Below are 11,603 nucleotides of genomic sequence, written 5' to 3' on the forward strand. Positions count from 1 at the left end.
GGCATGAGCATGCACGGCGAGTATAAGGTTCCCGGCGGCAAACTCGTTGTCGTCGACTTCGATGTGCTTGAGGGCCGGATCAGCAACTTCAGGCTTTCGGGCGACTTCTTCCTCGAGCCCGACGACGCGCTCGACTGCATCAACGGCGCCGTCGAGGGCCTCAGCCCCAACGGCACGATCGAGCAGTTCGGCGAGGCGATCCAGCAGGCCCTCCCCAGTGAGGTTCACCTGCTCGGATTCACACCCGACTCCGTGGGTGTGGCGATCCGGCGCGCGGTCACCGGCGCCGCGCACTGGCGCGACTACGACTGGCAGATCCTGCACGAGCCGCCGGTCACGCCGGTGCTCAACGCCGCACTCGACGAGGTTCTCACCACGGCCGTCGGCGAGGGGCTGCGCGGCCCCACGCTCCGCATCTGGGAGTGGAACGAGCCGGCGGTGTTTATCGGCAGCTTCCAGTCGGTGCAGAACGAGGTGGACGAGGAGCGGGCCGCCGCGCACGGCGCGAAGATCGTGCGCCGCATCTCCGGCGGCGGCGCCATGTACATGGAGCCCGAGGCGAGCATCACCTACGCCCTGTACGTGCCCGGCGAGCTGGTGCGCGGCATGAGCTTTGCCGACTCGTACGCCTACCTCGACGAGTGGGTGCTCGAAGCGCTGCAGTCGCTCGGCATCGACGCGCAGTACAAGCCGCTCAACGACATCACGAGCCCGCAGGGGAAAATCGGCGGGGCCGCGCAGAAGCGCCTCGGTTCCGGCGCCGTGCTGCACCACGTCACGATGGCCTACGACATGGACCCCACGGTCATGACCGAGGTACTGCGCATCGGGCGCGAGAAGCTCTCGGACAAGGGCACCACGAGCGCGCAGAAGCGCGTCGACCCGCTCCGCAGCCAGACCGGGCTCAGCCGCGAGGCGATCATCGAGAAGATGATCGACGTGTTCAAGCGCCGCCACGGCGCCACGGAAGGCCAGGTCACCGAGGGCGAGTGGGACGCGGCCGAGCTGCTCGTTGAGCAGAAGTTCACCACTGAGGCCTGGATCCGGCGGGTGCCCTAGGGCGGGCTAGCCTCCCGCGAGCACCCGGTTGCGCGAGCACCCATTTGCGCGAGTGTGCGGCTTCGTTACGAGTGTGCGGCTTCGCTCCCGCAGCGAAGCCGCACACTCGTCGCCGAATCCTCCACTCGTGAGTGGGCCGGCGCGAGCACAACCCGCGCGAGAACGGCCCGCGCGAGCCCGCCCCGCGCAAGCACAACCCGCGCGAGCACGCCCGGCGGGGGCACGCTCGCGCACGGAGGCGGCGGCTCAGACCTCGAGGATCACCTTGCCGGTCGTCTGCCGGCCCTCGAGTGCGGCATGGGCGGCGGCGGCCTCCGCGAGCGGGAAGCGGGCCCCGATCCGGATGTCGAGCCCGCCGGCGGCGATGAGGTCGAACAGCTCGCCGTAGCGCCAGGCGCGCTCCTCGGCGGTCTGGAGGAAGTGCCCGAGCGACGGCCGCGTGACCGAGAGCGACCCGCCGGCGTTGAGGCGCTGCAGGTCGAACGGCGGTACCGGCCCGCTCGCGGCGCCGAACAGCACGAGCTCGCCGCGCACTCGCAGCGCGCGGAGCGAGTCGTCGAAGGTGTCCTTGCCCACGCCGTCGTACACGACCGCGACCCCGGTGCCGCCCGTCAGCTCCCGCGCCCGCTCCGCGAAACCGGCGTAGTCGAGCACCGCGTCCGCGCCGGCCGCGCGGCTCAGCGCCTGCTTCTCGGGCGTCGACGCCGTGGTGAGCACGCGCACGCCGCGCGCGGTCAGGATCTGGGTGAGCAGGAAGCCCACGCCGCCCGCGCCCGCGTGCAGCAGCACCGTCTCGCCGGGCTCCGGCCGCGCGGCCGAGGTGGCGAGGTAGTGCGCGGTGAGGCCCTGCAGGGGCAGGGCGGCGGCGGTGTCCGCCTCGATCCCGCTCGGCACGGCGACGGCGCGGGCCGCCTCCACGATGAACCGCTCGGCGTACGTACCCTGGGCCTCGGCGGTGGTGACGAGCTCACCGACCGCAAAGCCAGTGACCCCGTCGCCGACGGCGAGCACCCGGCCGGCCCCCTCACCCCCCGGGGTGAACGGGAACTGGACCCGGTAGGTGCCGGAGCGCTGGTACGTCTCGATGAAGTTCACCCCGGCGGCGATTGTCTCCACGAGCAGCTCTCCCGCGCCGGGCACGAGCTCCGGGGCATCGGCGAACTGGAGGACCTCTGGGCCACCGGTCTCGGTGGCGATAATTGCGCGTGTCATGCTCCCGAGACTACGCGCCGCCCGCGCACCCGGCCAGGGCCCGCGTCACGCGGGGTCACCGGGCCCCACTGCCCAGCGCGCAGTGGGGCCCGGGACCCGGTTAGTGCCGAACGGTCATGAGGTTCGCGAACTCGTCGATCCCCAACGGACCGAGCTCGCGTCCGATCCCGGAGCGCTTGATGCCGCCGAACGGGAGGTCCGCCTGGGACCCGCCAGCCTGGTTGACGTAGCTCATTCCAGCATCGATACGGGAAGCAACCGCGCGTGCACGCTCGCGGTCGGCGCTAAACACACTCGATCCGAGCCCAAAGGTGGTGTCGTTCGCGAGGCGGACCGCGGCGTCGACGTCATGCGCACGATAGACCACCACCACTGGCCCGAAGATCTCCTCTTCATAGGCGGCAGTCCCCGGCAGCACGCCGCTGAGCACGGCAGGGCTCATGAGCGAGCTCACCGAGTCCACCAGCTCCCCGCCGGTGTGCAGTTCGGCCCCCTCGTCAACCGCACGGCGCACCTGTGCTGCCACCTCCTCGGCTGCGGCGCGTGAGACGAGCGGGGCAACCGTCGTTGACGCAGCCGCCGGGTCGCCTGCGCGATGCGCCCGGGTGGCCGAGACCACGGCGCTCAGCATTTCGTCATACAACTCGTCGAGCACAATGATGCGCTTCGGTGCGTTGCACGCCTGGCCCGCGTTGCTGAGCCGCGACGCAACAATATCGGCCGCGGTCTCAGCGACGTCTTCCGAGTCAAGCACGATCAACGGATCCGATCCACCGAGTTCGAGCACGACCTTGGTGAGGTGCCGGCCCGCGGCCTCCGCGACCGCGCGACCGGCTCGCTCGCTTCCGGTCAGCGAGACGCCCTGCACCGCGGGGTGCGCGATCACAGACTCTACCTGGGCGGCGGAGATGAAGAGGTTTCGGTAGACCCCTGCGGGCACGCCCGCCGCCGCCAGCACCTCGACGATCGCGAGCGCGGTCTCGGGGCAGTTCGAGGCGTGCTTCAGCAGCATCGTGTTGCCGAGCACCAGGTTGGGTGCAACAAACCGCGCCACCTGATAGACGGGGTAGTTCCAGGGCATGACGCCGAGGATCACGCCGGTCGGCCGGCGGCGAATGGTCGCGGCGCCTCCCACGATGTCGAGCGGCTGGTCAGCGAGCAGATCCGCCGCCGCATCCGCGTAGTACCTGAATATCGATGCGACGGTTGAGATCTCCCCGCGCCCCTCAGCTGGGATCTTGCCCATTTCGCGGGCCATCAGCGCGGCAAACTCCTCACTGCGCGCTTCAAACTCATCGGCGATGCGGTGCGCGGTCTCGGCCCGCTCCGCCACCGGGCGCCCGGCCCACTCGGCGAATGCCGCGTGGGCCACAGCGATCTCAGACTGTGCGTGGTCGTCGCTGAGCGTCTCGTATTCGCTCAGGGCTTGCCCGGTCATCGGGTCTACTCCTCGAAACATGAGGTCCTCTCGGTGTGGGTGTGTGCGGTGTGGTCCCGGGGCGCGGCGAAGCGCCGGGTCACAGAAGGCTGCGCTCGCGCAGGTTCGTGAACGTGTCCCAGATGCCGACGGTCCACCTCGGTGCCGTCTGCGCGTGCGTCACGGTGTTGATCAGTGCCCCGAGCTGTGGGTTCGAAATGCTCACCCGATCGCCTAGCTCGTGCGTGAAGCCCGCGCCGGGCGCCCGGCGGTCCTGCGTTGGAGCAAAGAGCGTTCCGGTGAACAGCACGAACCCGTCCGGATACTGGTGGTGGTCGCCCCACGCGTGACGGATCAGATCCGCGGGATCACGGCTGATATTGCGCATCGAGCTGAACCCGTCCAGCACGAATCCCTCGGGCCCGTCGACCCGCAACCGTACGTCGAGCCCCCGCACGGAGTCGAGGTCGAAGCCGTCGTCGAACACGCGCACGAACGGCCCGATCGCGCACGAGGCGTTGTTGTCCTTCGCCTCGGTCAGGAGCAGTGCACTGCGGCCTTCGAAGTCGCGCAGGTTCACGTCGTTCCCAAGCGCCGCACCGATCGCGACCCCGTCCGCGCGCACCACGAGCACCACTTCCGGCTCCGGGTTGTTCCAGCTCGAGTTCGCGTGCACGCCGATCGCCTGCCCCGTGCCCACCGAGGACAGCACCGCCGCCTTCGTGAAGATCTCCGGGTCGGGGCCGATCCCCACTTCGAGGTACTGCGACCAGAGTCCCTCCGCCTGCAGCACCGTCTTCACTCGCGCGGCCTCGGGCGAACCGGGCACAATGCTCGAGATCGCACCACCGATCGTCTCGATCAGCTGATCGCGGATCGCCTCCGCACGGGCCGCATCGCCGCCCGCCCGCTCCTCGATCACGCGCTCGAGCATTGACTCCACGAAGGTCACCCCGGCAGCTTTCACCACCTGCAGGTCGATTGGCGCGAGAAGCCGCAGTTCGGCCCCGACCGGGGCAAGCGTGTCTGCGGCGAGCGCGTCGTCGAGCGACCAGCGGGCACGCGCGGAGTCCTCGCGCGCGGCGCGCAGCGCGGCGGCGAGCTCGGCGCGGGCGAAGAGCACCGAGGTGGTCGGACCAAGGTCAGTGATGTCGACCAGCTCTGCACCGTCCACGAGCACCAGGCAGGCACCGCCCACCGCTGGATCATGCAGCCGCCCGACCAGCAGCGCTCCGGGATCCTCGGGCAGGACATCCTCCCCGCGCAATGCCTCAGACATTTTCAACTCCCTCGTGTGTGCTGCCAACGATGCCCGGTTCGCCGCCCTCGTACCAGGCGAAGAACTCCCAAAACTCCCCGTTCGGCCCGTCGAAGTAGACGCAGCGGGCGTTCCAGGGGTAATCCCGGGGCTCGGAGACGAACTCGACCCCGCGCTCCCGGTACTCCTCGTACACTCGGTCGATCGCTTCCGGAGATTCGAGCTCACACGCGAGCATCACCGTGCGTGCTGGCGCCGCGGCGTCGTGCCCCGGGATTCCCGTGGCGCGTTCAAGCTGCGCGTTCTCCCACACCGCGAGGATCACGCCCGGGCCCTCGAAGTCGGCGAAGCCGGGCATCCGGCTCCGCAGGGTGAAGCCAAGCTGTTGTGTGTAGAAGTCGACGCTGCGATCGACGTCCGGGGTGACAAGGCAGATATCGGTGATGGTCGGCTGGCGCCGCGCCACGGCACCGCTACTTGGTTGAGGGGTCATCAGGGGTCCAATCGTTTTCAAAGGGGAACATCCATCGCTGCGGCAGCAGGAGCTCGGCGGGCGCCATTGCGACCGATCCGCGATCATCGATCATCACGTCGGCGCGCTGCGCGTAGGTGCCCATGAGCTCGCGGCAGACGCCACACGGGTTCGTCACCACGGTCTCGCCCGCGCTGTTGCGACACACCGCGACCATCGCGGTGATCTCGCCGGCGCCGGCCATTTCAGCGTTTGCGATCGCGGACGACTCGGCGCAGACATTGATTCGGCGCGAGCCGATGTGCAGGCCGAGGTACACCCGGCCGTCGCTTGCGCGCACGGCCGCTGCAACCTGGTGCAGTTCGGGGTGATGCCGCGATTCAAGCAGTGCGCGAGCTGCGCGAAACAGTTCGACGTCGTCGGGTGTGGGGGTGTGCAGCATTACGCCTCCTCAAGCTTGGGGGTCGCGATCCGCATACCGCCCGAGCGGGAGGTCCGCGCGAGCACCACGAGCCCGATGAACGCAACAACGTATGGCAGCATCTGCGCGAACTGGGGCGGCATCACCGTCGCATCGACCAGGATCGAGACCGCCGTAGCCAGCCCGAACAGCACGCACATGAGCGTCAGTAGCCCAACCTTCCCGCGGCAGAAAATCACCGCGGCGAGCGCGACGAACCCGAGTCCGCTGGTCATCCCCTCAGTAAAGAGGGAGAGCTGCCCCATGCTGAGCTGCACCCCGGCGAGGGCGCACATCGTGAAGCACCACACCTGGGCGAGAATTCGCATGAGGGTCACGTTGCCGCCCGCGGAGGCAAGCGCCTCGGGGTGTTCACCGGCGGCCTTCATGTGCCGCGCCACAACGGTGTACCGTGCGGCGAGCGCGAGCCCGATGACGATGACCCAGCTGAGGTAGGTGAGGACAGTGTGCCCCGAAAGCACCGCGCCAAGAATCGGGACCTCGTCGATCCCGGGGATGACAATTTTGGGCAGCTTGGGGATCGCGGGATCGCTGAGCGTGCCCTTCACCCCGTAGAGACTTCGCAGCAGATAGACAGTGGCGCCTCCGGCGAAGATGTTCAGCACGATACCGGCAACGAACACGTTGACACGGAACACCGAGACGAGAATCCCGAAAAGCGCACCGGCAATCGCCCCCAGCAGCAGTGTCAGCAGCACAGCGAGCACAGCGTTTCCGGTCGCGAGGCCGATCACCACACCGAAGAACGCACCGAACAGCATGGCCCCTTCGAGTCCAACGTTCAGGTCCTTTGTCCACTCGGTCAGCAAGCAGCCGAGCGCGGCGAGCAAGATCGGCGTGATGAACCGGATTCCCGAAGAGAGAAATGCGTCGAGAATATCCATGATCTAGCGCTCCTTCCGAGCGGTCAGACGAGCCCAGAGGCTCGCGACCCGCGTGAACAGGCCCGCACGTGCCGCGACAACGATGATGATGATGGAGATGAGCACGCTCGAGAGCTCGGAGGGGACCGTCGACACCTGTTCGATGCCGCGCGCGGTGGAGCGCATGATGCTGTAGATCCCAACCCAGATGATCGTGGGAATCGGCTTCGCCCGCGCAACGAGCGCGATGAGCACGGCGTCCCACCCAATTCCCGAGCCAATCTCTGTCCAGTAGCGCCCCTGCGACGCGGTCACGAGCAGGGACCCGGCCACCGCGGCAAACGCACCGCTCACAACCATTGACCTGATCTGGGACCGAGCGGTATCGATCCCCGAGGTGGCGGCGAATCCGGGCGCGCTGCCGGTCATTCGCCAGCGGTAGCCGGTGACGCTGCGCTCGCTGAGCCACCACACAAATCCGGCGACCGCGACCACCAGCACGATGCTCCAGGTCAGTCCCGTGCGGGGAATGATCTCCGTGAACATCGCCGTGTCAAACACGCGCTGCGTGGTGCCGCTCTGACGCGAGGGGTCTCGGAGCGGACCCGTGACCAGGTAGGTGCAGAACAGAATCACGATGTAGTTCGAGAGCAGCGACGAGACCACCTCGTCGACGTTCCATTTCGCGCGCAACCACCCGAGCCCGCCCGCAATGAGGCCACCAACGAGCGCGGCCGCGGCGGTCGCGAGGAGCAGGTGCAGGCCCGAGAACACTGGCCCGATGTAGGCACCGACGATCGCGGCCGCCATCGCTCCCGCATAGACCTGCCCCTCGGCTCCGAGGTTGAACATACCCGAGCGGAACGCGAGCGATACGCCCAGCGCAGCGACAACGAGGGGGAGTCCCCACGCGAGAGTACGAGCGATCGCGGTCGGGCTGCCGAGCGAATACTCAAACCCTGCACCGATCGTGGGCAGCGCCGCATACCCCTGGACCTGGATGAGCACCACTGCTGCGAGCGCAGCGATGATCAGCACAAACGCGCCGTTTCTGATGGTGCGCAGCGTGTGCGCTGACGCGCGCTTCGACTGCGCGATGATGACTGCTGTGGTGTTCGTCACGATTCCTCCCCCGTGGTGCCGGCGCCGACCATGTGCACGCCGAGCAGCTCCCGCGACGTCGCCTCTGCCTGCTCTTCGGCGACGATCTCGCCCTCGTACATGACGAGGATCCGGTCGCTGAGCCGCAGCAGCTCGTCGAGATCAGCCGAGATGAGCAGCACCGCGCTGCCCGCCGCTGCGGCATCAATAATGCGTTCGTAGATGAAATCGATGGCGCCCAGGTCCACGCCACGCGTCGGCTGCGAGAGGACCAGGAGCTTCGGCGTCTCTTCGAGCTCGCGTGCGATGACGATCTTCTGCTGGTTGCCGCCCGAAAGGTACGCGCAACGCGTGTCGATCGAGGCGGTCCGAATTCGATGACGGTCGACCAGGCCGGATGCCCACTCGCGCGTCGCACGCGGGAGTGCTCGCGACAGCCACGGCCACCGTGTCACGCGTCGAATTTTTCCCGCTGCAAGCCCCTCGAGCACGGACCCGTTCATCGGGATTCCCTCGCGCTGCCGGTCCTCGGGCACGAACGAGAGGCCTCGATCCCGGCGCGCTGAGACCGACTGCCCCACGATGCTCTCGCCGTCGAGCGCGACGTCGCCAGCCGTGGCGTCTGCCTGGCCGACAAGCGCTTCCACGAGCGCGCTCTGCCCGTTACCTTCGACGCCCGCGACTCCCACGATTTCGCCCGGCCGCACCGTGAAGCTCACCCCGGCGAGCGCCGCGTCGTGCGCCGCTGCCCCCGTTGCGAGGGCAGACACGCGAAGCATCGGCGCTTCCGCAATGCGGTGGTCTCGCGCCACACGCCCCAGGTTGACGTCGCCCCGCCCCGTCATTGCCGCGACCACGCCCTCCGTTGTGGCGTCGCGCGCGCGGAGCGACTCTACGGTCCGCCCCTGGCGCAGAACAGTGATCCGGTCGGCGATCTCAAAGACCTCTCGCAGTTTGTGCGAGATGAACACGATCGCGGCTTGCTCTTCAACCGCGAGCCGCCGCAGTAGCACGAACAGCTCACGTGTCTCCGCGGGGGTGAGTACCGCGGTCGGTTCGTCAAGCACGATCACGCGCGCGCCGCGGTAGAGCACCTTCATGATCTCGAGCTTCTGCTGCGTGGCGACGCTCAGATCTCCCACGATCGCGTCCGGGTCGACAGTCACCCCGAGGCGCTCGGCTACCGGGGCAATTGCCGCAGCGGCGGCCTGCGCGCTGTAGCCTCCGCCACGGTGCGGCTCCGCACCGAGGACAACGTTCTCGGCCACGGTGAATGACGGAACGAGCATGAAGTGCTGGTGCACCATCCCGATTCCCGCTCGGATCGCGTCGCTGGGCCGGTGAAACTCAACCGCCTGGCCGTCGAGTTTCACCGTTCCGGCGTCTGCCCGATACATTCCGAACAGAATGCGCATGAGCGTCGTTTTTCCCGCGCCGTTCTCACCCACAAGCGCGTGAATCTCACCCGGATACAGCGTGAGGTCGACGCAATCATTTGCGAGCACTTCTCCGAACCGCTTCGTGATCCCACGCAGCTCAAGCGCCGGCGTCGGCGCCCCTGGGGTGTCACTCATTGATCTGCACGTCTCCGGCCACGATCGCTTCCTGCAATTCCTCGAGCGCCGAAATGCCTTCGGAGTCGACGAGCGCCTCGTCATAGGCCATCGCCCAGCCGTCCTCGGCGAATCCGAAGTCGAGCACAGCTCCGCGTTCGAGCGTGCCATCGACGTACTGCTCGGTCAGGTCAACGATCACTGAGTCGACCCGCATGATGAGACTGCCCGGCACACTCCCCGGCGCGAGCGCCGACTTGTCGGCAACCACTCCGATCGGCGCGACCTGTGCCCCGGCCTTCGCGGCGTCGAACACACCCGATCCCGAAAGCCCGGCGTAGGCGAACATCGCGTAGGCGCCGCGCGTGCTCGCAAGCGTGGTGGCAATTTCGGCACCCTTGCCCGGGTCGACGAAGCTCCCGACGTACTGCGATGCGACCGATTGGTCCGCCGCAACCTGAGCCACGCCCTGCGTGTACCCGGATTCGCAGTTCTCGACCACGGGAGCGTTCACCCCTCCGATGAACCCGGCGGTCGAAGCACCGGCCGCCGCGTTCACGGTTGCGGCGAGTGCACCGGCCATGAAGCACCCCTCCTGGGTGCGGAACACCGCCGAGGTGATCTCCGGGCTTCCGGCCTCGCCGTCGATGAAGACGAACTGCGTGTCAGGGTTTGCCTCGGCGGCGTCGACCATCGCATCGATCGCCTCGAACCCGAGCACGTACACGATGTCGTTCCGGTCGGCCGCGTCCTGCAGCAGCGGAGCGAAGTTCTGCGCCTCAAGCTGCCCCTCGTACGTATTGACCGTCGCGCCGAAGCTTTCGACGAGCGTGTCCTCAGCCAGGCTCGCCTGGTCGAAGAAGTCACCGTCGCCAAAGGCGTTATCGACGAAGATCCCGATGTTGAGTGCGTCGGCGTCACCGCCGCCGGCGGACGGAGCCTGCCCGCTGCAGCCGGCGAGCGCCAGGGCGGCGGCCGCGGTGAGTGCGAGTGCCGCGAGCGGCCGGGTGCGGTGCAAAGAGTGGTTCGGAGTCACGAGTTTTCCCTCCATTGGGTGTGCTCAGCGTTCTGTGGGTGACCCTCTGGCCGGGCCGCGCAGAGGCGTCCAGGCCGGTCGAGTTCATTCATACTATGATACGATCAAATAAATTTCCACTCGGATTTCACGCACACACTCATCGCTGAGTCGCGCCGAAGTCCGCCGTCCAGAGAGGATCGGCATGCCCCCACGCATTGTCGTCACCGACCACGCTTTCGCAGACACCCGCCATGAACAATCGGCGGCGGCGGCGCTCGGCGCGGCGTTTGAGGAGCACGCGGTGTCGACGGAGGCCGACACCGCCCGTGTCGTCGCGGAGGCCGACGTCGCCTTCGTGAACTTCGCCCCGATGACCGAGCGCGTGATCGCCGCGATGAAGCCTGGGAGCAGCATCATCCGCTACGGAATCGGAGTCGACAATGTCGACCTCGCCGCGGCCACGGCCCGCGGGGTGCGCGTCGCAAACGTGCCCGATTATGGCGTCGAGACGGTCGCGGATCACGCTGCCGCGTCCCTCGTCGCCCTCGCGCGGCGTCTCCCCTTCTACGATCGCGCAATTCGGACGGACATCTGGGTCGCGCCCACCGGCCTCGGACCGGTTCGCAGCCTGCGCCAGCACACTGTGGGGCTCCTCGGGTTCGGACGCATCGCCCAGGCCGTGCATCAGCGCATGCGCTCGTTCGGAGCGACCACCATCGCCCACGATCCGTTCTGCCCCGCCGAGGTGTTCGCTGCGGCGGGGGTCGAGTCAGTCTCGCTCGCAGAACTCGCGGTGCGCACCACCGCACTCTCGGTTCACGCCCCACTCACACCCGACACCGAGCACGTGATCAACGCCGAGTTCCTCGCGAGCATGCCCCCGGGATCAGTCGTTGTGAACACCGCACGCGGCGGGCTCATCGACGAGGCGGCGCTCGCCGCGGCGCTCGACTCTGGGCACCTCGCTGGGGCGGCCCTCGACGTGACTCGGCCGGAGCCGGTTCCGGCCGACTCCCACCTGCGCGCAACTGCACGCCTCCTCCTGACCCCGCACGCCGCGTTCTACGATGAGGAATCACTAGATAATCTGCAGCGCCTCGCCAGCGAGGAGGCAGTGCGTGCAGTCACTGGCGAGCCGCTCCGGTGCCAGGTTGCCTGAAACAGCACAG

General features: G+C 67.9%; 11 protein-coding genes. 2 read left to right on the plus strand and 9 right to left on the minus strand.

Features of this window, described 5'->3' with window-relative positions:
• Positions 1–9 precede the first annotated feature (9 nt).
• On the plus strand, positions 10–1,059 hold the full coding sequence (locus EV139_RS04910) for a lipoate-protein ligase LplAB (protein ID WP_130453502.1): 1,050 nt from the start codon (positions 10–12) through the stop codon (positions 1,057–1,059).
• A 246-nt stretch (positions 1,060–1,305) separates the two neighbouring features.
• Here the strand turns inward: EV139_RS04910 and EV139_RS04915 are convergent, their stop codons facing one another.
• From EV139_RS04915 to EV139_RS04955, 9 genes are all read right to left on the minus strand, one after another.
• The gene (locus EV139_RS04915; protein ID WP_130453199.1) at positions 1,306–2,271 is read right to left on the minus strand and encodes a quinone oxidoreductase family protein; all 966 of its coding nucleotides are present in this window, start codon (positions 2,269–2,271) and stop codon (positions 1,306–1,308) included.
• 100 nt (positions 2,272–2,371) lie between these two features.
• Positions 2,372–3,730, minus strand: coding sequence for an aldehyde dehydrogenase family protein (locus tag EV139_RS04920; RefSeq protein ID WP_130453200.1), 1,359 nt, complete (start codon positions 3,728–3,730; stop codon positions 2,372–2,374).
• A gap of 58 nt (positions 3,731–3,788) precedes the next feature.
• A complete protein-coding gene (locus EV139_RS04925; RefSeq protein WP_130453201.1) occupies positions 3,789–4,967 on the minus strand; it encodes a fumarylacetoacetate hydrolase family protein in 1,179 nt (392 codons plus the stop codon).
• Positions 4,960–5,439, minus strand: coding sequence for a VOC family protein (locus tag EV139_RS04930; protein WP_198677458.1), 480 nt, complete (start codon positions 5,437–5,439; stop codon positions 4,960–4,962). Before EV139_RS04930 ends, EV139_RS04925 begins: the two co-directional genes overlap by 8 nt.
• Positions 5,420–5,860 (minus strand): cytidine/deoxycytidylate deaminase family protein, encoded by a 441-nt coding sequence (locus tag EV139_RS04935; RefSeq protein WP_130453202.1) that lies wholly within the window; start codon positions 5,858–5,860, stop codon positions 5,420–5,422. The genes EV139_RS04930 and EV139_RS04935 overlap by 20 nt, the downstream gene beginning before the upstream one ends.
• Positions 5,860–6,783 carry an ABC transporter permease gene (locus EV139_RS04940; RefSeq protein WP_130453203.1) on the minus strand — a complete coding sequence of 308 codons (924 nt, stop codon included), beginning with the start codon at positions 6,781–6,783 and terminating at the stop codon, positions 5,860–5,862. Before EV139_RS04940 ends, EV139_RS04935 begins: the two co-directional genes overlap by 1 nt.
• 3 nt (positions 6,784–6,786) lie before the next feature.
• Positions 6,787–7,884 (minus strand): ABC transporter permease, encoded by a 1,098-nt coding sequence (locus tag EV139_RS04945; protein ID WP_157992996.1) that lies wholly within the window; start codon positions 7,882–7,884, stop codon positions 6,787–6,789.
• Positions 7,881–9,437 (minus strand): ABC transporter ATP-binding protein, encoded by a 1,557-nt coding sequence (locus tag EV139_RS04950; protein ID WP_130453205.1) that lies wholly within the window; start codon positions 9,435–9,437, stop codon positions 7,881–7,883. Before EV139_RS04950 ends, EV139_RS04945 begins: the two co-directional genes overlap by 4 nt.
• Positions 9,430–10,452 (minus strand): BMP family lipoprotein, encoded by a 1,023-nt coding sequence (locus tag EV139_RS04955; protein ID WP_157992997.1) that lies wholly within the window; start codon positions 10,450–10,452, stop codon positions 9,430–9,432. Before EV139_RS04955 ends, EV139_RS04950 begins: the two co-directional genes overlap by 8 nt.
• Before the next feature lie 184 nt (positions 10,453–10,636).
• Between EV139_RS04955 and EV139_RS04960 the strand changes: the two genes are divergently transcribed.
• Positions 10,637–11,593 carry a C-terminal binding protein gene (locus tag EV139_RS04960; protein WP_130453207.1) on the plus strand — a complete coding sequence of 319 codons (957 nt, stop codon included), beginning with the start codon at positions 10,637–10,639 and terminating at the stop codon, positions 11,591–11,593.
• The last annotated feature ends 10 nt before the right edge of the window (positions 11,594–11,603 follow it).

The organism is Leucobacter luti (assembly GCF_004217175.1).
Taxonomy (GTDB): Bacteria; Actinomycetota; Actinomycetes; order Actinomycetales; family Microbacteriaceae; genus Leucobacter; species Leucobacter luti.